Origin of the sequence: Curtobacterium sp. PhB128 (assembly GCF_004340725.1) — a bacterium.
Classification (GTDB): Bacteria; Actinomycetota; Actinomycetes; order Actinomycetales; family Microbacteriaceae; genus Curtobacterium.
On record NZ_SLUR01000001.1, the window covers coordinates 304735 to 326564 of the forward strand.

Annotated in this window: 18 protein-coding genes and 1 tRNA gene; 15 read left to right on the plus strand and 4 right to left on the minus strand. The window is 71.5% G+C overall.

Annotation, left to right across the window (positions count from 1 at the left end):
- The first annotated feature begins 42 nt into the window (after positions 1-42).
- The 7 genes from trpB (at position 43) to EDF23_RS01405 (ending at position 12556) form a co-directional block, all read left to right on the plus strand.
- Positions 43-1257: a tryptophan synthase subunit beta gene (gene trpB, locus EDF23_RS01375; RefSeq protein ID WP_123294329.1), complete on the plus strand. Its 1215-nt coding sequence runs from the start codon at positions 43-45 to the stop codon at positions 1255-1257.
- On the plus strand, positions 1254-2048 hold the full coding sequence (gene trpA / locus EDF23_RS01380; RefSeq protein ID WP_131920084.1) for a tryptophan synthase subunit alpha: 795 nt from the start codon (positions 1254-1256) through the stop codon (positions 2046-2048). The genes trpB and trpA overlap by 4 nt, the downstream gene beginning before the upstream one ends.
- Positions 2049-2146: 98 nt before the next feature.
- Entirely contained in the window at positions 2147-3145 is a 999-nt protein-coding gene (lgt, locus tag EDF23_RS01385; protein WP_207895423.1) for a prolipoprotein diacylglyceryl transferase, read from the plus strand.
- Positions 3146-3347: 202 nt separating this feature from the next.
- Positions 3348-7865, plus strand: a complete 4518-nt coding sequence (gene gltB, locus EDF23_RS01390) for a glutamate synthase large subunit (protein ID WP_131920652.1) — start codon at positions 3348-3350, stop codon at positions 7863-7865.
- Between the two features lie 53 nt (positions 7866-7918).
- Positions 7919-9376, plus strand: coding sequence for a glutamate synthase subunit beta (locus tag EDF23_RS01395; protein ID WP_131846522.1), 1458 nt, complete (start codon positions 7919-7921; stop codon positions 9374-9376).
- A gap of 157 nt (positions 9377-9533) precedes the next feature.
- Positions 9534-10979, plus strand: coding sequence for a pyruvate kinase (gene pyk, locus EDF23_RS01400; protein WP_123294333.1), 1446 nt, complete (start codon positions 9534-9536; stop codon positions 10977-10979).
- 482 nt (positions 10980-11461) lie between these two features.
- Entirely contained in the window at positions 11462-12556 is a 1095-nt protein-coding gene (locus tag EDF23_RS01405) for a VIT1/CCC1 transporter family protein (RefSeq protein WP_131920086.1), read from the plus strand.
- Positions 12557-12574: 18 nt separating this feature from the next.
- On the opposite strand, the gene EDF23_RS01410 is transcribed toward EDF23_RS01405, so the two are convergent.
- Entirely contained in the window at positions 12575-13114 is a 540-nt protein-coding gene (locus EDF23_RS01410; protein WP_165900973.1) for a DUF308 domain-containing protein, read from the minus strand.
- A 180-nt stretch (positions 13115-13294) separates the two neighbouring features.
- Here EDF23_RS01410 and EDF23_RS01415 point away from each other — a divergent pair, with 180 nt between their 5' ends.
- Genes EDF23_RS01415 through EDF23_RS01425 form a run of 3 tightly spaced genes read left to right on the plus strand, consistent with a single transcriptional unit; the run spans position 13295 to position 16465 of the window.
- Positions 13295-14836 (plus strand): aldehyde dehydrogenase family protein, encoded by a 1542-nt coding sequence (locus EDF23_RS01415; RefSeq protein WP_123294335.1) that lies wholly within the window; start codon positions 13295-13297, stop codon positions 14834-14836.
- On the plus strand, positions 14836-15234 hold the full coding sequence (locus tag EDF23_RS01420) for a DUF779 domain-containing protein (protein ID WP_131920090.1): 399 nt from the start codon (positions 14836-14838) through the stop codon (positions 15232-15234). The genes EDF23_RS01415 and EDF23_RS01420 overlap by 1 nt, the downstream gene beginning before the upstream one ends.
- 52 nt (positions 15235-15286) lie before the next feature.
- On the plus strand, positions 15287-16465 hold the full coding sequence (locus tag EDF23_RS01425; protein WP_131920092.1) for a helix-turn-helix domain-containing protein: 1179 nt from the start codon (positions 15287-15289) through the stop codon (positions 16463-16465).
- 79 nt (positions 16466-16544) lie between these two features.
- Here EDF23_RS01425 and EDF23_RS01430 read toward each other — a convergent pair whose 3' ends face one another.
- Entirely contained in the window at positions 16545-17063 is a 519-nt protein-coding gene (locus tag EDF23_RS01430) for a hypothetical protein (protein ID WP_131920094.1), read from the minus strand.
- A 147-nt stretch (positions 17064-17210) separates the two neighbouring features.
- Here EDF23_RS01430 and EDF23_RS01435 point away from each other — a divergent pair, with 147 nt between their 5' ends.
- The 5 genes from EDF23_RS01435 to EDF23_RS01455 all read left to right on the plus strand — a co-directional run bounded on the left by EDF23_RS01435 (position 17211) and on the right by EDF23_RS01455 (position 20959).
- Positions 17211-17894, plus strand: coding sequence for a response regulator transcription factor (locus EDF23_RS01435; protein WP_243648773.1), 684 nt, complete (start codon positions 17211-17213; stop codon positions 17892-17894).
- Positions 17891-19399: a HAMP domain-containing sensor histidine kinase gene (locus EDF23_RS01440; protein WP_131920098.1), complete on the plus strand. Its 1509-nt coding sequence runs from the start codon at positions 17891-17893 to the stop codon at positions 19397-19399. The genes EDF23_RS01435 and EDF23_RS01440 overlap by 4 nt, the downstream gene beginning before the upstream one ends.
- A 12-nt stretch (positions 19400-19411) precedes the next feature.
- Positions 19412-19493: transfer RNA gene (locus EDF23_RS01445), tRNA-Leu, on the plus strand.
- 113 nt (positions 19494-19606) lie between these two features.
- Positions 19607-20212: a response regulator gene (locus EDF23_RS01450; RefSeq protein ID WP_071291723.1), complete on the plus strand. Its 606-nt coding sequence runs from the start codon at positions 19607-19609 to the stop codon at positions 20210-20212.
- A gap of 276 nt (positions 20213-20488) precedes the next feature.
- Positions 20489-20959, plus strand: a complete 471-nt coding sequence (locus EDF23_RS01455) for a GNAT family N-acetyltransferase (RefSeq protein ID WP_165900974.1) — start codon at positions 20489-20491, stop codon at positions 20957-20959.
- Positions 20960-20971: 12 nt separating this feature from the next.
- Here the strand turns inward: EDF23_RS01455 and EDF23_RS01460 are convergent, their stop codons facing one another.
- The gene (locus EDF23_RS01460) at positions 20972-21346 is read right to left on the minus strand and encodes a VOC family protein (RefSeq protein ID WP_123937815.1); all 375 of its coding nucleotides are present in this window, start codon (positions 21344-21346) and stop codon (positions 20972-20974) included.
- A gap of 46 nt (positions 21347-21392) precedes the next feature.
- A complete protein-coding gene (locus tag EDF23_RS01465; RefSeq protein WP_111084165.1) occupies positions 21393-21761 on the minus strand; it encodes a hotdog fold thioesterase in 369 nt (122 codons plus the stop codon).
- Positions 21762-21830: the final 69 nt, after the last annotated feature.

The window sequence follows — 21830 nt, forward strand, 5'->3', positions numbered from 1 at the left end:
GGAACCGCCGGTCGCGTCGGACTCGTCCCGGGAAGACCCATCGTGACCTCACTCCGCGACCTGCACGGCCCGTACTTCGGTGACTTCGGCGGACGCTTCGTCCCCGAGTCGCTCGTCCTGGCGCTCGACGAGCTCGAGGCAGCCTTCCGCACGGCCTGGGCGGACCCGGCCTTCCGTGCCGAGCTCGACGAGCTCCAGCGCGACTACACCGGTCGTCCGTCGATCATCACCGAGGTGCCGCGGTTCGCGAAGCACGCCGGTGGTGCCCGCGTGATCCTCAAGCGCGAGGACCTGAACCACACCGGGTCGCACAAGATCAACAACGTGCTCGGTCAGGCGCTCGTGGCCCGTCGGCTCGGCAAGACCCGCCTCATCGCGGAGACCGGTGCCGGCCAGCACGGCGTGGCCACGGCGACCGCCGCGGCGCTGTTCGGCATGGACTGCGTCGTGTACATGGGCGCCGTCGACACCGAGCGGCAGGCGCTCAACGTCGCCCGGATGCGCCTGCTCGGCGCCGAGGTGATCCCGGTCGAGACCGGGTCGCGCACGCTGAAGGACGCCATCAACGAGGCCCTGCGTGACTGGGTGGCGAACGTCGACTCGACCCACTACCTGCTCGGCACGGTCGCCGGCCCGCACCCGTTCCCCGAGATGGTGCGCGAGTTCCACAAGGTGATCGGTGAAGAGGCCCGCCAGCAGGTCCTCGACCGCGTCGGGCGTCTCCCCGACGCCGTCGCCGCGTGCGTCGGTGGCGGCTCGAACGCGATGGGCATCTTCGAGGCGTTCCTCGACGACGAGTCCGTCGCGCTGCACGGCTTCGAGGCCGGTGGCGACGGCGTCGAGACCGGTCGGCACGCTGCGAGCATCACGCTCGGTCGCGAGGGCGTCCTGCAGGGCGCGAAGTCCTACCTGATGCAGGACGAGGACGGCCAGACCATCGAGAGCCACAGCATCTCCGCCGGGCTCGACTACCCGAGCGTCGGGCCGGAGCACGCCTACCTGGCGTCGATCGGTCGCGCACAGTACGCGCCGATCACCGACACCGAGGCGATGGAGGCGTTCCGGCTGCTCAGCCAGACCGAGGGCATCATCCCGGCGATCGAGTCGGCGCACGCGCTCGCGGGTGCGATGAAGCTCGGCAAGGAGCTCGGCCCCGAGGGGGTCGTGCTCGTGAACCTGTCCGGCCGTGGTGACAAGGACGTGGCGTCCGCCAGTCGCTACTTCGGCATCCTCGACGAGAACGCGGTGCAGCTGTGACCACGAACCAGACCGTCGCCACGACGATCGACACCGCCAACGCGGAGCGTGCCGGGGCCGTCGTCGGCTACCTGCCCGCCGGGTACCCCAACGTGCAGACCAGCGTCGACGCTGCCGTCGCCCTCGCCGAGAACGGCGTGGACGTCATCGAGCTCGGCCTGCCGTACTCCGACCCCGTCATGGACGGCCCGGTCATCCAGCGTGCGGCCGAGGAGAGCCTGGCGAACGGCTTCCGGGTCGCGCAGGTCTTCGACGCCGTGCACCAGATCACCGAGCGCGCCGACGTGCCGGTGCTCGTGATGACGTACTGGAACCCGGTCCTCCGCTACGGCGTGGACCGCTTCGCCGACGACCTCGTCGCCGCCGGTGCCGCCGGGCTCATCACGCCCGACCTGATCCCGGACGAAGCCGCCGAGTGGATGGCCTCGTCGGAGCGGACCGGCCTGGACCGCGTGTTCCTCGCGGCACCGTCCTCGTCCGACTCCCGGATGCAGCAGGCGGTGCAGGCGAGCCGCGGGTTCGTCTACGCCGTCTCGACGATGGGCGTCACCGGAGCACGGGCCGGCGTCGACGTCGCTGCACGCACCGTGGTGTCGCGGCTCCGTGACGCTGGCGTCGCGCGCACCTGCGTGGGCCTCGGCATCTCGACGGCCGAGCAGGTCGCCGAGGTCCTGGAGTACGCCGACGGCGCGATCGTCGGCTCGGCGTTCGTCCGAGCACTGGCCGACCTCGGGGTGCAGGGGGTCGCCGACCGCGCGGCCGACCTCACCACCGGCGCCCGCCGCTCCTAGTCCAGTTCCTGGCGGGCCCACGACCCGCGCTACAGTGAGCGGGGCCGACGACACGTCGACACCGCGCCCCGTCAGTTCCGAAAGGCGACCGTTCCTCCATGCCCCTCCTGAGCATCCCGAGCCCGAGCACCGCCTGGCAGTACTTCGACCTGACCGCCTGGCTGCGCGACGTGTTCGGTTGGTCGCTGCCGCTCGACTTCCGCATCCACGCGTACGCGATCTGCATCCTGCTCGGGATCGTCGCCGCGGTCCTGCTCGCGAACCGCCGCCTCAACGCGCGCGGCGTCGAGCGCTGGATCATCATCGACATCGCGATCTGGGCGGTGCCCGCCGGCATCATCGGTGGCCGGCTCTTCCACGTGTTCACGCACGTGTCGGACTACTTCGGCCCCGGCATCGACCCGCTGTCCTTCCTGTACATCTGGGAGGGCGGGCTCGCGATCTTCGGCGCCCTGATCCTCGGGTCCGTCGGTGCTTGGATCGGCTGCCGCCAGGTCGGCCTGCGGTTCACGTCGTTCATCGACGCCGTCGTGCCCGGGGTGCTGCTCGCACAGGCCTTCGGCCGGCTCGGCAACTACTTCAACCACGAGCTCTTCGGCATGCCGACCAGCCTGCCGTGGGGCCTGCAGATCGAGTCGACGAACGCCGCGTTCCCGAAGGGCCTGCCCGACGGCACGCTGTTCCACCCGACGTTCCTCTACGAGATCATCTGGAACGTCCTGGGCGTCGTCGTCATCCTGTTGCTCGACCGCAAGTTCACGCTCCAGTGGGGCAAGGTCCTCGCCCTGTACCTGATCTGGTACGGCGTCGGCCGGTCCTTCCTCGAGTCGATCCGCGTCGACACGAGCGAGACCTTCGCGGGCATCCGCACGAACGTCTGGATGTCGTTCGCGGCCATCCTGCTCGGGATCGTCATCTTCATCGTGCAGACCCGTCGGCACACCGGCAAGGAGCCGAGCCCGTACCTGCCCGGTCGCGAGCCGCGTCCGAAGTCCGATGTAGACTCCGACGACACCTTCTCGGAGCACGCGGACGACGACGAACGCCTCGTCGCCCAGGGCTCCGGAGCGGTCACGACTCCCACTGACCGCGCCTAGGAGCACTCCTCCCCGCCACAAGCGGGGCACGGGCACCAGTCCCGCCCGTCTGGGCGGAACGCACCACCGGGCCACCGCTGTCCCTGTTCCACTTCCTCGTGAGGACGGTTCCCCCATGGCGCTCCAGCCACTCCAGCCCTCGGCACCGAAGTCCCTCGTGCCGCCGCACCGTCGGTTCTCGGCGGTCCCCGACGCCACCGGCATGTACGACCCGGCGAACGAGAAGGACGCCTGCGGTCTCGCGATGGTCGCGACGCTGCGCGGGACGCCCGGCCACGACATCGTCGACGCTGCACTCGGCGCCCTCCGCAACCTCGAGCACCGCGGTGCCGTCGGTTCGGACGCCGGTACGGGCGACGGCGCGGGCATCCTGTGCCAGGTGCCGGACGAGTTCCTGCGCGCCGTGGTGCCGTTCGACCTGCCGGCGGCGGGGGAGTACGCGGTCGGCACGGCCTACCTGCCGACCGACGAGGGCGACCGGCACGCCGTCAAGGGCGCCGTCGAGCGACTGGCGCGCGAAGAGGGCCTGAAGGTCCTCGGCTGGCGCGAGGTCCCGGTGCGCCCCGAGGTGCTCGGCACCCTGGCACGTGCGGCCATGCCGGCGTTCGAGCAGCTGTTCGTCGCCTCGGTGCGCCACGACGTGCACGGCGCCTCGTGGAGCGGCATCGCCCTGGACCGCCAGACCTACCGGCTGCGCAAGCGCGCCGAGCACGCGAACGACCTGTACTTCATGTCGCTGTCGAGCCGCACCATGGTCTACAAGGGCATGGTCACGACGCTGCAACTCGAGCCGTTCTACCCGGACCTCAGCGACGAGCGCTTCGCGTCGAAGCTCGCGATCGTGCACTCGCGCTACTCGACCAACACGTTCCCGTCGTGGCCGCTCGCCCAGCCCTTCCGGACGATCGCGCACAACGGTGAGATCAACACGGTGCGCGGCAACCGCAACTGGATGCGCGCACGCCAGTCGCAGCTCGAGAGCGAACTGCTCGGCGACGTGGCGCCGCTGCTGCCGATCGTCAGCCCCGGTGCGAGCGACTCGGCGTCGTTCGACGAGGTGCTCGAGCTCCTGACCCTGACCGGCCGGACGCTGCCGCACGCGGTGTCGATGATGGTGCCGGAGGCCTGGGAGAACCAGGTCGGGATGGACCCGGAGCTGCGGGCGTTCTACGAGTACCACTCGATGCTCATGGAGCCGTGGGACGGTCCGGCCGCCATCACCTTCACCGACGGCTCGCTCGTCGGCGCGACCCTCGACCGCAACGGGCTGCGTCCCGGGCGCTTCCTCGTCACCGACGACGGGCTCATCGTCATGGGGTCGGAGACCGGTGTCATCGACGTGCCCGCCGCGAAGGTCGTCCGCAAGGGCCGTCTGCGCCCCGGCCGGATGTTCCTGGTGGACACCGAGGCCGGCCGCATCATCGAGGACGACGAGGTCAAGCAGGGCCTGGCGTCCTCCGGCCCGTGGGGCGAATGGCTCGACGAGGGGCGCATCAACCTCAACGACCTGCCCGACCGCGAGCACATCGTGCACACCCCGGCGTCGGTCACCCGCCGCCAGCGTGCGTTCGGCTACACCGAGGAAGAAGTCCGCATCCTGCTCCGCCCGATGGCGCAGGTGGGCGCGGAGCCACTAGGTGCGATGGGGTCGGACACCCCGATCGCGGTGCTCTCGCAGCGACCCCGGCTGCTGTTCGACTACTTCACCCAGCAGTTCGCCCAGGTGACGAACCCGCCGCTCGACTCGATCCGCGAGCAGGTCATCACCTCGATGGGCATGGGCCTCGGTCCGGAGCGGAACCTGCTGTCGGCCGGTCCCGAGCACGCGAAGCAGATCACGCTCGACTTCCCGGTGATCGACAACGACCAGCTCGCCAAGGTGCAGCACTTCGAGACGGAGTCGGGTCGGCACCTGACGGTCACGATCAAGGGCCTGTACCGCGTCGACGCCGGCAAGAAGGCGATGCAGAAGCGCATCGCCGCCGTGTGCGACGAGGTCGACGCCGCGATCGAGTCGGGCAAGCAGTTCATCGTGCTGTCGGACCGCGACGGCAACGCCGAGCAGGCGCCCGTGCCGAGCCTGTTGCTGCTCGCCGCCGTGCACCACCACCTGATCCGCACCGAGCAGCGCATGAAGGTCGGCCTGATCGTCGAGGCCGGCGACGTGCGCGAGGTCCACCACGTGGCGTCGCTCATCGGGTACGGCGCGTCGGCGATCAACCCGTACCTCGCGATGGAGACCTGCGAGAACCTGGTCCGTGCCGGCATGATCACCGGGATCACCCCGGAGCAGGCCGTCAAGAACGTGATCAAGGCACTCGGCAAGGGCGTCCTGAAGATCATGTCGAAGATGGGCATCTCGACGGTCTCGAGCTACGCCGGTGCCCAGGCGTTCGAAGCCGTGGGGCTCAGCCAGGAGTTCGTCGACAAGTACTTCACCGGCACGTCGTCGATCCTCGGCGGGGTCGACATCGACGTCATCGCGAAGGAGAACGCCGAGCGGCACGCCCAGGCGTACCCGCAGGACGGCGCGGTCCTGTCGCACGAGCGGCTGCAGACCGGCGGCGAGTACCAGTGGCGTCGCGAAGGCCCCCCGCACCTGTTCAACCCGGACACCGTCTTCCGGCTGCAGCACGCCACCCGTGCCCGCCGGTACGACATCTTCCGTGAGTACTCGAGCGCCGTGGACGACCAGTCCGAGGAGCTCATGACGCTGCGCGGGCTGTTCCGTTTCAAGCACGGGGTGCGCAAGCCCGTCGCGCTCGACGAGGTCGAGTCGATCGAGTCGATCGTCAAGCGCTTCAACACCGGCGCGATGTCGTACGGCTCCATCTCGAAGGAAGCCCACGAGACGCTCGCGATCGCGATGAACCGCCTCGGTGGCCGCTCGAACACGGGTGAGGGCGGCGAGGACGTCGACCGGTTGCTCGACCCCGAGCGCCGCAGTGCGATCAAGCAGGTCGCCTCCGGGCGGTTCGGCGTGACGAGCATGTACCTCACCCACGCCACCGACATCCAGCTGAAGATGGCGCAGGGTGCGAAGCCCGGCGAGGGCGGCCAGCTGCCCCCGCAGAAGGTGTACCCGTGGGTCGCCCGCACCCGGCACGCCACCGCCGGCGTCGGCCTCATCTCGCCGCCGCCGCACCACGACATCTACTCGATCGAGGACCTCAAGCAGCTGATCTTCGACGTGAAGCGCGCCAACCCGGCCGCCCGCGTCCACGTGAAGCTCGTGAGCCAGTCCGGCATCGGCGCGGTCGCGGCCGGTGTGACGAAGGCCCTGGCCGACGTCGTGCTCGTGTCCGGACACGACGGTGGCACGGGTGCGTCCCCGCTCAACTCGCTCAAGCACGCCGGCACCCCGTGGGAGATCGGCCTCGCCGAGACGCAGCAGACGCTCATGCTGAACGGCATGCGCGACCGCGTCGTCGTGCAGGTCGACGGTCAGATGAAGACCGGGCGCGACGTCGTCGTGGCAGCCCTGCTCGGCGCCGAGGAGTACGGCTTCGCCACCGCTCCGCTCGTCGTCGAGGGCTGCATCCTGATGCGCGTGTGCCACCTCGACACGTGTCCGGTGGGGGTCGCGACGCAGAACCCCGAGCTCCGCAAGCGCTTCTCCGGCAAGCCCGAGTTCGTCGTGAACTTCTTCGAGTTCATCGCGCAGGAAGTGCGCGAGCTCCTCGCCGAGCTCGGCTTCCGCACCCTCGACGAGGCGATCGGCCGGTCCGACGCCCTCGACGTCGACCGTGCCCTCGAGCACTGGAAGGCGTCAGGGCTCGACCTCGCACCGGTCCTCGCGGGTCCGCACTTCGAGGACGCCGAGCCGCGTCGCCACCAGCGCGAGCAGGACCACGAGCTCGAGCAGCACTTCGACGTGGGGCTGATCCAGCAGACCGCCGACGTGCTCGACCACGGCGGCTCGATCGCGCTCGACCTGCCCATCCGCAACACCGAACGCGCGGTCGGCACGATGCTCGGCCACGAGGTCACCAAACGGCACGGCGAGCACGGGCTGCCCAGCGGCTCGATCGACGTCACGCTGCGCGGCTCCGCCGGACAGTCGCTCGGCGCGTTCATGCCCGCCGGCATCACCCTGCGCCTCATCGGCGACAGCAACGACTACGTCGGCAAGGGCCTGTCCGGTGGCGAGATCATCGTGCGGCCGGACGCCGGTTCGGGCTTCGACCCGGCGGAGAACGTCATCGCCGGCAACGTGATCGGCTACGGCGCGACCCAGGGCAGCATGTTCATCCGTGGCATCGTGGGCGAGCGCTTCCTGGTGCGCAACTCGGGGGCGACCGCGGTGGTCGAGGGCGTTGGCGACCACGCGCTCGAGTACATGACGGGCGGGCTCGCGCTCATCCTGGGCGAGACCGGTCGGAACCTCGGGGCCGGCATGTCCGGCGGCACCGCGTACGTCCGTGGTCTGCGCGAGGAGCACGTCAACACCGACGCCCTCGCGACCGGTGAACTCCGACTCGAGGCGCTCGACAGCGCCGACGTCGAGATCGTCACCGACCTGCTCACCCGGCACGCCGAGGAGACCGGTTCGACGCTCGCGTCCGACCTGCTCGAGTCCGGCGACCTGAGCGACTTCGTCAAGGTGCTGCCGCGTGACTACGCGGCGGTGCTCGAGACCCGTCAGCGCGCCGTCGACGAGGGGCTCGACCCCGACGGCGACGTCGTCTGGAACAGAATCATGGAGGTGACCGGTGGCTGAGCGTCACGCACGTCTGGAACCGGCAGCGCCCGACACGACCACGGAGGTGACCGGTGGCTGACCCCAAGGGATTCCTCAAGGTCCAGGAACGCGAACTGCCCGCACGGCGCCCCGTGCCCGTCCGGCTCATGGACTGGAAAGAGGTCTACGAGCAGCAGGAGTCCGGTGCCCTCAAGCGCCAGGCCGGCCGCTGCATGGACTGCGGCGTGCCGTTCTGCCACCAGGGCTGCCCCCTCGGCAACCTGATCCCAGAGTGGAACGACCTGACCTGGCGCGGTGAGGGCCGTCAGGCGATCGAGCGACTGCACGCGACGAACAACTTCCCGGAGTTCACGGGCCGGCTGTGCCCCGCTCCGTGCGAGTCCTCGTGCGTGCTCGGCATCAACCAGCCGCCCGTGACGATCAAGCAGGTCGAGGTCTCGATCATCGACGAGGCGTTCCAGAACGGCTGGGTCACCCCGCACCCGCCGGAGCGCCTGACGGGCAAGACCGTCGCCGTCGTGGGTTCCGGCCCCGCCGGGCTGGCCGCCGCGCAGCAGCTCACGCGCGCCGGGCACACCGTGGCCGTCTACGAGCGCGACGACCGCATCGGCGGGCTGCTCCGCTACGGGATCCCGGACTTCAAGATGGAGAAGCGCCAGATCGACGCGCGCCTGTCCCAGATGCAGGCCGAGGGCACCCGCTTCCGTGCGGGCGTCGAGATCGGCCGCGACATCACCTGGGACGACCTGAAGTCGCGCTACGACGCGGTCGTCGTCGCCACCGGCGCCACGGTGCCGCGCGACCTGCCGATCCCGGGGCGCGACCTCGAGGGCGTGCACTTCGCGATGGACTACCTGGTCCAGCAGAACAAGGCGAACGCCGGCACCCGGGTCGACAACCAGCTGACCGCCGAGGGCAAGCACGTCGTCGTGATCGGCGGCGGTGACACCGGTGCGGACTGCATCGGCACCGCGCACCGGCAGGGCGCCCTGAGCGTGACGAACCTGGCGATCGGCAAGCAGCCGCCGCTGGAGCGTCCGTCCGAGCAGCCGTGGCCGATGTTCCCGACCGTCTTCGAGGTCACGAGCGCCCACGAAGAGGGCGGCGAGCGGCACTTCCTCGCCTCGACCGTCGAGTTCCTGGCGAACGAGGCCGGCGAGGTCCGGGCGCTCCGGGTCGCCGAGACCGAGTACCTCGACGGCCGTCGCGTGCCGAAGGCCGGCTCCGAGCGTGAGATCCCCGCAGACCTCGTCCTCGTCGCGATGGGCTTCACGGGTCCGGAATCCGACACGATCGAGCCGCAGCTCGGTCTGCCGACGACGGTCTCCGGTGCGCTCGACCGCCGCGCCGACTACACGACGAACGAGGCGGGCGTGTTCGTCGCCGGTGACGCCGGCCGCGGGCAGTCCCTGATCGTCTGGGCGATCGCCGAGGGCCGTGCCGCGGCGGCGAAGGTCGACGAGTACCTCGAGGGCTCGACGATCCTGCCGGCGCCGGTGAAGGCGACCGACCGCGCGATGTCGGTCTGAGATGACGGATCGCCGCATGACCAACCACCACCAGATGCTCACCCCCCGGTGAGCGAGGGGCCACCAGCACTCGATAAGGTGCTGGTGGCCTCGCTTCGTTCCGCGCGGCCCCACAGCGCGGAAACCAGAGCATCACCCACCACCACGAAGGAATCCATTGAGACGCGCAAAGATCGTTTCGACGCTCGGACCGGCAACGTCGGACTACGAGACCGTCAAGGAGATCATCGAAGCGGGCGTCGACGTCGCCCGACTCAACCTCAGCCACGGTGACTACAGCGTCCACGAGGCCAACTACGTGAACGTCCGTCGCGCTGCCGAGGAGCTCGGAAAGCCGGTCGCGATCCTCGTCGACCTGCAGGGTCCGAAGATCCGTCTGGCCAAGTTCGCCGACGGGCCGCACGACCTGGCGGTCGGCGACGTGTTCACGATCACGACCGAGGACGTCCCCGGCTCCAAGGAGATCTGCGGCACGACGTTCAAGGGCCTGCCCCAGGACGTCAAGCCCGGCGACCCGCTGCTCATCGACGACGGTCGCGTCCGCCTGCGCGTGCTCGACACCGACGGCGTCCGTGTCCGCACCGAGGTCGTCGTCGGCGGCACCGTGTCGAACAACAAGGGCATCAACCTGCCCGGCGTGGCAGTGAACGTCCCCGCGCTGAGCGAGAAGGACGAGGCCGACCTCCGCTGGGGCATCCGCCAGGGCGCCGACCTCATCGCGCTCTCGTTCGTCCGCAACGCCTCGGACGTCGTCCGCGCGCACGAGATCATGGACGAAGAGGGCAAGCGACTCCCCGTCATCGCGAAGATCGAGAAGCCGCAGGCCGTCGACGCGCTCGAGGAGATCATCGACGCCTTCGACAGCATCATGGTCGCCCGCGGTGACCTCGGCGTCGAGCTGCCGCTCGAGGCCGTCCCGATCGTGCAGAAGCGCGCCGTCGAGCTCGCGCGCCGCATGGCGAAGCCGGTCATCGTCGCGACCCAGATGCTCGAGTCGATGATCTCGTCGCCGATCCCGACCCGTGCCGAGACCTCCGACGTCGCGAACGCCGTCCTCGACGGTGCGGACGCGGTCATGCTCTCGGGCGAGACCAGCGTCGGCGAGTACCCGGTGCAGACCGTCCGCACGATGGCCCGCATCGTCGAGTCGACCGAGGACCACGGCCTCGAGCGCATCGCGCCGCTCGGCACGAAGCCGCGCACCCTCGGCGGGGCGATCACCCTCGCCGCGGTCGAGATCGCGGAGTTCACCGAGGCCTCGTACCTCTGCGTGTTCACCGAGTCGGGTGACTCGGCGCGCCGCATGTCGCGTCTGCGCCACGGCCTTCCGATCATCGCCTTCACCCCGAACGAGGCCACGCGTCGCCGCATGGCGCTCACCTGGGGCGTCCGGTCGTTCCTGGTCGAGCGCAAGACCCACACCGACGAGCTCTTCTCGCAGGTGGACGACGTCCTGCTCGAGAACGGCCTGGCCGCCCCCGGCGACCGCGTCATCGTGACGGCCGGTTCGCCTCCCGGGATCGAGGGCTCGACGAACGACCTGCGCGTGCACCGGGTGGGCGACGCCCACGCCGAGGCCGCTCCGGCCTACGTGCGGGACTGATCCGCAGGATCCCGACGCCGACAGGGCGCGGACAGGAGGCACGGCGCACGACCACGCGTCGCCTCCGGTCCGCGCCCTGCCGCGTTCCGCCCGGACGCCGGACGCCGGACGCCGGACGCTGGACGCGCCGCGGCTGCGCCCCGCCGTGGTCGTCGCGCCCCCGCACACCGGGGCGCGACGGCGTCTGCGGGGCGCGACAGCCCGGCCCGACACCGACGCCCGTCGCGTCCCATCCGGGCGCGGACGGAAGGCACGGGGCACGTGGTGCGCGCAGCCTCCGGTCCGCGCCCTGTCGCGTCCCGCCGCCAACGTACCCGTGGTGCGCCCCGCCGTGGTCGTCGCGCCCCCACACACCGGGGCGCGACGGCGTCCGCGGGGCGCGGACAGGAGGCACGGCGCACGACCACGCGTCGCCTCCGGTCCGCGCCCTGCCGCGTCCCCACGGCCCTGGTGGTGACCACCGGTCGGCCGCAGGCGGCAGGATGGCTGCTGTGAGCCTCCAGACCGAACACCCGGCGCCGCGCGCCGACGTCCGCCGCTGGCGTCGCTACCTGGCCGACGAACGCGCCGAGGGCGCGGTCTACCGGAACCTGGCCGCGCGGCGGTCCGGCGAGGAACGCGAGATCCTCGCCGCGCTGGCCGAGGCCGAGGGACGGCACGAGCAGCACTGGCTCGACCTGCTCGGTGACGACGTCGGACGTCCGCAGCGGGGCAGTCTGCGCACCCGGGTCCTCGCGACACTTGCGAAGCGGTTCGGGTCGGTGTTCGTCCTCGCGTTGATGCAGCGCGCCGAGGACCGCTCGCCGTACGCCGACGACGACGACGCGACCGCGAGCATGGCCGCCGACGAGCGCATCCACGGCGAGGTGGTGCGCGGGCTCGCGAACCGCGGTCGGATGCGGTTGTCGGGCACGTTCCGCGCGGCGGTCTTCGGCGCCAACGACGGACTCGTGTCGAACCTGGCCCTCATCATCGGCATCAGCGCGTCGGGCGCCGACCGGCACTTCGTGCTGCTGAGCGGCATCGCGGGCCTGCTCGCCGGAGCCCTGTCGATGGGTGCGGGGGAGTACGTCTCGGTCCGGTCGCAGCGCGAGCTGCTCGAGGCGTCCGCACCGCACCCCGAGGCCGGGCGCGCCGTGGCGGACCTCGACGTCGACGCGAACGAGCTCGCTCTGGTGTACCGCGCCCGCGGGATGGCCGAGGCTGAGGCGACCGAGCACGCAGCGCACGTGCTGTCCGGCATCGGTGAGCGACACCCGTCGACCGGTCCGGTCACCGTCACCGACGACCACGAGGCGGTGGGCAACGGCCTGAGCGCCGCGGTGTCGAGCTTCCTGTTCTTCGCGTCGGGCGCGATCATCCCGGTGCTGCCGTTCCTGTTCGGCATGCAGGGGTGGGCGGCCATCGCGGTCGCCGGCACGCTCGTCGGACTCGCCCTGCTCGGCACCGGTGCGGTCGTCGGCGTGCTGAGCGGTGCGTCGCCGGGCAAGCGGGCGTTCCGGCAGCTGGCGATCGGGTTCGGCGCCGCGGTCGTGACCTACGCGCTCGGGCTGCTGTTCGGGACGGGCACCGCGTAGCGGCGGACGGGGCACCGCCTACCGGCGGACGGCGGCTCGCGGCGGGAGCAGCAGCAGGGCCGCGGCACCGACGACGATGAGGGCGATGCCCGCGAAGACCATGAACACCGTGAGCGCGAGGCCGGGCGCGACGAGCACGACGACACCGCCGAGGATCGACAGCACGCCGCTCACCAGCGTCGGCGCCCGGGACGACCCGGGGTGGCCGACGAAGCCGCCCACGATCGACACGATGCCCTCGACCACGAAGCCGACCCCGGCGAGCACGGCGTAGACGACCAGGGGGATCGCGGGGTCGAGCAGCGCGACGAGTCCGGCGACCGCGACGAGCGCACCGACGATCCCGGAGGTCCACCGCCACACCGTCGGCGTCCCGTGCCCGCGCGCCGCAGCCACGACCCGCAGGGCGCCGGCGACGACGAGGTACACGCCGAACAGCAGCGCCACGAGGACGAGCGACGGCCGGGGCCACACGATGGCGACGATCCCCAGGGCGATCGCGACGACCGCCGTGACGACGACGAACACCCGGAACGTGCGGACGGCACGAGAATCCACGGACACTCCTCCTGATCGGACCGCTGGAGTCCCGAACGCTACCCGGCCGACGGCGAGCCCGTGCGGTCCTCGGACGAGCGGGCGTGAGCCCGTGCAACCGGATGCAACCCCCGTGGTCGTACGGTGCGAGCAGCACGCGAACCGTGCGTGCCCCGACAGCGTCGTCGAAAGGCCACCACCATGACCATCGCACCATCGCCCACCAGCTACGCCGCACCCGGCGAACCGGGCTCGCTCGTGCAGTACCGATCGCGGTACGACCACTTCATCGGCGGCGAGTACGTCCCGTCGGCGAGCGGCCAGTACTTCGAGAACCCCACCCCCGTCACCGGCAAGGTCTTCACCGAGGTCGCGCGCGGTGACTCCACCGACGTCGACCGTGCGGTGGCGGCGGGCTGGAAGGCGTTCCCGACCTGGGGGCGGACGAGCGCCGCCGAGCGCGCGGTCATCCTCAACAAGATCGCCGACCGCATGGAGGAGCACCTCGAGATGCTCGCCGTCGCCGAGACGTGGGAGAACGGCAAGCCGATCCGCGAGACCCTCGGCGCCGACATCCCGCTCGCGATCGACCACTTCCGCTACTTCGCCGGAGCGATCCGCGCACAGGAGGGCTCGGCCGGCGAGATCGACCACGACACCGTGGCGTACCACTTCCACGAACCGCTCGGCGTCGTCGGACAGATCATCCCGTGGAACTTCCCGATCCTGATGGCGGTGTGGAAGCTCGCACCGGCCCTGGCTGCGGGCAACTGCGTCGTGCTGAAGCCCGCCGAGCAGACCCCGGCGTCGATCCACGTGCTCGTCGAGCTCATCCGCGACCTCCTGCCCGCCGGCGTGCTCAACGTCGTCAACGGCTTCGGCATCGAGGTCGGCGCACCACTCGCCCAGCACCCGGACATTCGGAAGATCGCGTTCACCGGCGAGACCACCACCGGTCGGCTGATCATGCAGTACGCCTCGCAGAGCCTCATCCCGGTGACGCTCGAGCTCGGCGGCAAGAGCCCGAACGTGTTCTTCCCCGACGTCGCTGCCGAGAAGGACTCGTTCTACGACAAGGCACTCGAGGGCTTCACCTTCTTCAACCTCAACCAGGGCGAGGTCTGCACGTGTCCGTCCCGGGCGCTCGTGGCGAAGGAGATCTACGACGGGTTCGTCGCCGACGGCCTCGACCGGGTGCGCGCCGTCAAGCAGGGCCACCCGCTCGACCTGTCCACGATGATCGGCGCCCAGGCGTCGAACGACCAGCTCGAGAAGATCCTGAGCTACATCGACATCGGCAAGCAGGAGGGCGCGAAGCTGCTCACGGGCGGGGAGCGTGCGGACCTCGGCGGGGAGCTCTCCGGCGGGTACTACGTCACGCCGACGGTGTTCGAGGGAGTCAACTCGATGCGGATCTTCCAGGAGGAGATCTTCGGTCCGGTCCTCGCGCTGACGTCCTTCAGCGGCTACGACGACGCGATCGCCACGGCCAACGACACCCTCTACGGACTCGGTGCCGGGGTGTGGAGTCGCGAGGCCACCACGCTGTACCGCGCCGGACGTGACATCCAGGCCGGACGGGTGTGGTCGAACACCTACCACCAGTACCCGGCCGGTGCGGCGTTCGGTGGGTACAAGCAGTCCGGCATCGGGCGCGAGAACCACAAGATGATGCTCGACCACTACCAGCAGACCAAGAACCTGCTCGTGTCCTACGCCGATGGTCCGATGGGCTTCTTCTGATGCCCGACACCGCACGCGTGGCGGTCACGCCGGCGGCGGGGGAGCTCCTGCGCACCCTCGCCGCCCGGCACGGCCCGCTGATGTTCCACCAGTCGGGCGGCTGCTGCGACGGCTCGAGCCCGATGTGCTACCCCGTCGGCATGTTCCGGACCGGCTCCGGCGACGTCCTGCTCGGGGCACTCGAGGTCGACGGCATCGACCCCGTCGAGGTGTACATGTCGGTGTCGCAGTTCGAGTACTGGAAGTACACGCACCTGACGATCGACGTCGTCGACGGGCGGGGCGGCGGGTTCTCGGTCGAGAGCCCCGAGGGCAAGCGGTTCTTGACCCGGTCGCGGATGTTCGACGACGCCGAGCTGGCGGATCTCGGCCTGGTCCCGGTCGCGCAGCGGACGTAGGCTGGCCGTACTCGTCGCGACGGTGCGGCGGGTGGGGTCGATCGGAGGACGCATGCGCGCACCCGACCGGCTCCGCCCGCTCGTTGCCGCGTCCTGGCGGCGGTCCGCGGCGGTCGACCCGGACGGCGTGCCATCTCTTGCACTCGGTGACGACGAGCTCGACGCCGCCCGCCGGGACGGCCCGCTCGCCACCCTGCTGCCCGTGGTCCGGCACCTGCTGCTCGACGACACCCGGTCCGCCGGCTGCGTCCTGGCAGTCGGTGACGCCTCCGGTCGGCTCGTGTGGGTCGACGGCGCGCGGACGGCCCGACGTGCGGCCGAGGACATGGGCTTCGTCCCAGGCGCCGACTGGGCCGAGGACCGCGTCGGCACGAGCGCGCCCGGTACCGCCCTGCGGCTCGACCGGCCGGTGCAGATCCGCTCCGACGAGCACTACGCGAACGCCGTCAAGCCGTGGTCGTGCACCGCAGTGCCCGTGCACGACGCCCACGGGGCCACCGTCGGCGTGCTCGACCTGACAGGCGACGACCGGGCCGTCGAACGGCACACCCTCTCGCTCCTCGCGGCCACGGTCGCCGCCGCCGAGGCGCAGCTCGCCTTGGCCGCGAGCCGGTTGCCGAGGCCCGCCGCGTCGACGCCGCGCGCGCCCGGCGCGGAGCTGACGGTCCTCGGCACCGACACCGCCGTCCTGCGCGTCCACGACCGCCGGGTCCACCTGTCCGCGCGGCACTCCGAGCTCCTGGTCGTCCTCGCCGCCCACCCCGACGGGTTGGCGGCCGCCGACCTCGCGCACGCCGTGTACGGCGACGCCGGCGCCGTCGTGACGCTGCGCGCCGAGGTGGTGCGGCTCCGACGGGTCCTCGCGGAGCACGCGTCGGGCGTGACCGTGACGTCGCGACCGTACCGGGTGACCGGGATGGCGACCGACGTCGACACGGTGCTGTCCGCGCTCGACCGCGGGGCGCGCCTCCAGGCCGTCGACCGGTACACCGGGCCCGTCTTGCCGGGGTCGGCTGCGCCGGGGGTGGACGCCGTGCGCGACCTGGTGCGCGGTCGGTTCCGCGAGTCGGTCGTCGCGGACGGCAGCGTCGAGGCGCTGCTCGCGTGGGCGCGGACGCCGGACGGGGCGGCGGACGCGCGCGTGCTCCGCGCGCTGCTCGCGGTCCTGCCGCGGCGGTCGCCGCGACGAGCCGGTCTCGTGGCGGCGATCGAGGCGCTCGAGGGTCCCTGAGCCGGTCGGGACGACCCGGCCTGGAGGCACGCCCCGCGCGGTCGGGACCGCCGACGGTGCGCGCCTCCCGGCCTGGTGATCAGGAACCGGAGGTCGGCGCCGGCGTGGTGGTCGCGTCGGGCGTCGGCGGAGTGGGCGTCGTGGGCTTCGCACCGTCCTTCGGCGGGGTGGGTGCCGTGGTCTTCGCACCGTCCTTCGGCGGGGTGGGTGCCGTGGGCTTCGCACCGTGCTTCGGCGGGGTGGGTGCCTTCCCCTCGTCGCCCTTCGGCGGCACGGGCACCGTCGCGGTGTCGCCGGCCTTCGGCAGCGCCGTGCAGCCGGGCGCCGCCGCGGGGCCGCCCTCGGGTGGTGCGGGCACCGTCGCGGTGTCGCCGTCCGACGGAACCGGGGCCGGTGTGGTCGCGCTGTCCGGTGCACCGCTCGGCGCACCGGTCGGGGCGCTCGGCGCCGGGGTCGTCGTCGCGGCGTTCGCCGTGGCGATGCCGAACCCGCCGAGCACCAGCACCGCGGCTGCGGCCGTGCCGATCCCGACCCGTCGCAGGAGTGCGCCGCGTCGCGGGGTGGCGGTGGTGGTCGAGTCGTCTCGTTCGTCGAGCATGGTGGTTCCGTTCCGTGACCGGGCGGATCCGGGTGATCCGCCGCTGGAGACGACGCTCGAGTCCGAATCTGAAGCATGCCTGAAGCACAGGGGTTCTCCAGCGTCCTCCATGCTCGGTGGCCGCCGGAGCGTCCTACGGTGTCCGCCGTGCCTGTTCCCGCTCGAATCCTGGTCGTCGACGACGACGACTCCATCCGGACCTCCGTCGCGACGACCCTGCGTGCGGAGGGCTTCTTGGTCGCCGAGGCATCCGACGGACGCGACCTCGTCGAGGACCTCCGACGCGCCGCACCCGACCTCGTCCTGTTGGACTGGATGCTGCCCGGGCCGAGCGGCATCGTGCTCGCCGGCCGGGTGCGCTCCACCTCGGACGCCGCCGTCGTCATGATGACCGCGCGGGACGAGCTCGACGAGCGCTTGCGCGGCTTCGCCGAGGGTGCCGACGACTACGTGGTGAAGCCGTTCGCGATGGCCGAGCTGGTGGCGCGGGTGACGGCGGTGCTCCGGCGGCGCGGGCGGATCCCGTCGGTCGTCGAGGTCGGCGACCTCGTCCTCGACCCGGACGCCGCCACCGCTCGGCGTGCCGGGGTCCTGCTCGACCTCACCGCGACGGAGTTCCGCCTGCTGCGGTTCCTCGCCGAGAGCCGGGGCCGCACCGTGTCGAAGGGGCAGATCACGACGCAGGTGTGGGGCTACGACGACGTCGCGGCGAACGTCGTCGAGGTCCACCTCAGCGCCCTCCGACGCAAGATGGAGGCGCACGGGCCGCGGCTCGTGCACACCGTCCGCGGCCTCGGGTACCGGCTGAGCGACGAGCGGACGGCGGCGTGAGGGTCCACGACGGCGCGCTCCGCACGACCTCGTTGCGGCTGCGCACGGTCGTCGCGATCGTGGTCCTGCTCGCGGTGCTGCTCGCCGGGCTGGCGGTCGCCGTCGAGGTGCTGCTCGGCATCCGACTGCGCGCCCAGGCCGAGGACCGGCTCCGTGACCGGGCGTCGGCCGCCGCGGCGCTCGTCGGGACCGTCGACGCCGAGGACCTCGCCGACCGGCTCTCCGCGCAGGGGCTGTCGGTGCGCATCGTCCGGCCGGACGGCGGGGCCGTCGAGGCCGGTCCGACGCCGGACCAGCTGCGGACGGGCCCGCCGGACCCCGGCAGCCTGCCGGCAACGGTTCCGCGCGGCAGCGCACTCGTCGGCGGGACCACACCCACGGCCGCGGCGACGCCGACGACCACCGAGGACGGCGCCACGGTCACGTCGTCGTCCGTGCGCGAGGACGACGGGGTGCTCACCCTCGTGAGCCGACTCGACGACGGCACCCGCATCACGCTGACCGCCGGGACCCGCGATGTGCAGGACACCCTGGTCCAGCTCGGCTGGGTCATGGGCGGTGCCTCCGCGGCGTTCCTCGGGGTCGCCGTCCTCGGGGTGGTGGTCGTCGTCCGGCGGTCCCTGCGGCCGCTCGACGAGATGGCGACGACCGCGCGGTCGATCGCGGGCGGCGACCGTGGGCGGCGACTCCGACCCTCGCGGCAGGACACCGAGATCGGTCGCGTCGCCGTCGCCCTGGACGAGATGCTCGACGCCGTCGAGGGCGCGGAGCGTGAGGCGGTCGCCGCGGAGGCACGGGTCCGCTCGTTCCTCTCCGACGCCGCGCACGAGCTGCGGACGCCGGTCGCCGGGGTCCGGGCTGCAGCCGACACGCTCGTGCGCGACGGTGGCGGCGACGTCGCCACGCGCGAGGTGCTCGCCGTGCACGTCGTCCGCCAGGCCGACCGAGCCGCACGGCTCATCGAGGACATGCTCACGATGGCCCGGCTCGACCGGGGGATCGAACTCGACCGACGACCGGTGGACCTCGGCGCCTTCCTGGTGGCGGAGGGCGACCGGCTGCGGTTGCGGCTGCCGTCCGTCGCGCTCGAGGTCGTGGTGCCCGAGCGGCCCGTGTGCGCCGACGTCGACCCCGAGCGGCTCGCCCAGGTCGTCGGGAACCTCGTCGACAACGCCGCCCGCGCTGCCGGACCCGCCGGCCGGATCGTCGTCTCCCTCGACGACCGGGGAGCGGGCCCCGTGCTCCGGGTGGCGGACGATGGTCCGGGCATCCCGGCCCAGGACCGCGTGCGGGTGTTCGACCGACTCGTCCGCCTCGAGGCCGCTCGCGACGCCCGTTCCGGCGGGGCCGGACTGGGCCTGCCGATCGCACGGGGCATCGCCGAGGCGCACGGCGGGTCCCTGCAGCACGCCGACGACAACGAAGGCGGCGAGGGCGACGTGCTCGGCGGTGCGGTGTTCGACCTGCGGCTGCCGGCGGCGGTCGAGGGGCGGGGGCCCTGCTAGCCTGGAGGCCTCGCGAGTGTGGTGGAATCGGCAGACACGGGGCACTCAAAATGCTCTGCCTCACGGCGTGCGGGTTCAAGTCCCGCCACTCGTACAACGCAGGCTCACGGCGTGCGGGGCTGTTCCGGTACCGCGTCCCGCCACTCGTACCAACCGATTGTCGTGTGCTGACATGAAGCACTTCTGACGTCTAGTAGGCTTGCGGCTGTGAGTGACACAGAAGCAACTGCAACAGCACCCCGTCGCGTCGTCGTCGCCGAGGACGAGTCGCTCATCCGCCTCGACATCGTCGAGATCCTCCGCGACAACGGGTTCGACGTGGTCGGCGAGGCCGGCGACGGCGAGACCGCCGTGCAGCTCGCCACCGACCTCCGTCCCGACCTCGTCGTGATGGACGTCAAGATGCCTCAGCTCGACGGCATCTCCGCAGCCGAGAAGCTGTCCAAGAACCACATCGCTCCGGTGGTCCTCCTCACGGCGTTCAGCCAGAAGGACCTCGTCGAGCGTGCGACCGAGGCCGGCGCGCTGGCCTACGTGGTCAAGCCGTTCACCCCGAACGACCTGCTCCCCGCGATCGAGATCGCCCTCTCGCGGTACCAGCAGATCATCACGCTCGAGGCCGAGGTCGCCGACCTCGTCGAGCGCTTCGAGACCCGCAAGCTCGTCGACCGCGCCAAGGGCCTGCTCAACGAGAAGATGGGCCTCACCGAGCCCGAGGCGTTCCGCTGGATCCAGAAGGCCTCGATGGACCGCCGTCTGACCATGCACGACGTCGCCAAGGCGATCATCGAGCAGCTCAGCGCCAAGAAGTAGTACCACCCGTCGCTCACACCAGCGCCGTCGGACCCCGGTCCGGCGGCGCTGTTGCGTTCCCGGGCGCGTGGCGCGCTCGGTGTGTGTGCATGTTCCGACACGACACCGGTCGATCGACGCGTGTTCTGTCGCAGTGTGCAGACGCATCGTCTGCGTGTGCATGTTGCGACACGACACCGGTCGATCGACGCGTGTTCTGTCGGAGTGTGCGGACGCATGCACTCGCGGCCACGGGCGCGTGGGGCGGTGGCGGCGACCACCTGGCAGGCTGGAGCCATGGACGACGTGGTGATCCGGGCCTCCCGGCCTGACGACATGCCAGCGGTGGCCGACCTGCGGTGGCGGTGGAGTGTCGGCGAGGGCGGCGCCGAGCCGGCCGCGACGCCGGACGACTACCGCGCGGCCATGAAGGCCTTCGCCCGCGAGCACCCGGACACGCACCGGTGTGTGGTCGCGGAGCGCGACGGTGCGGTGCTCGGCATGGCGTGGCTCGGACTCGTCGCCCGGCCGCCGACCCCGGACCGGCCGGGGCGACGCCTGACCGCCGACGTGCAGACCGTCTACGTGCACCCCGACCTGCGCGGGCTCGGCGTCGCCGGACGACTCGTCACCGCGCTGCTCGACATCGCGGACGACCTCGGCGTCGAGCGGACCTCGGTGCACTCGAGCGTCGACGGGGAGCGGCTGTACCGACGGCTCGGCTTCGGCGACGCACGGTTGCTGCTGCAGCGTCCGCCCGAGGACTGAGCGCCCGGTGCCTCAGCCGCGCGCGGGGAGCTGCTGGAGCGTCCAGGCGTTGCCGTCCGGGTCGGTGAAGAACACGAAGCGACCCCAGGCCAGTTCGTCGACACCGATCGCGTTCACGCCGAGCCCCTGCAGGTGGGCGAGGGCCTCGTCGGCGTCGGGGACCACCACCTGGACGGACTTCAGCGACCCGGGCTGGACGTCCGGGGACATGATGCCCTCGCCGAACGCGATCGAGCACGCCGACCCGGGCGGGGTGGCCTGCACGAACCGCACGTCGTCGGACACGCGCTGGTCGTGGTCGATCGTGAAGCCGATGCGTTCGTAGAACTCGCGGGCCCGGTCGACGTCGCTGACGGGGAACATGACGAGTTCGATCTTCCAGTCCATGACGGACTCCCTGCGTGCGTGCGAGTGGTTCAGCGCTGTTCGCAGTTCAGCGTGCCTCGCGGATGAGGTTGGTGATGCGGACGGTGGAGCAGCGGCGCCCCTGGTCGTCGGTGAGCACGATCTCGTGCGTGGTGAGCGTGTTGCCGAGGTGGATCGCGGTGCAGACACCGGTGACGGTGCCGGACGTGGCGCTCCGGGTGTGCGAGGCGTTCAGCTCGATGCCGACGGCGTAGCGGCCCTCGCCGGCGTGCACGTTGGCGGCCATCGAACCGAGGCTCTCGGCGAGGACGACGTAGGCGCCCCCGTGCAGCAGGCCGACCGGCTGGCGGTTGCCCTCGACCGGGATGCTGCCGACGGCGCGGTCGGCCGACATCTCGGTGATGACCATGCCCATCTTGTCGGCGAGCTCGCCCATCCCGCGGGCAGCAAGCCGCTCGTCGACGTTCCCGGTGATGGTGGCTTCGTCGGTCACGCGCTCGAACTC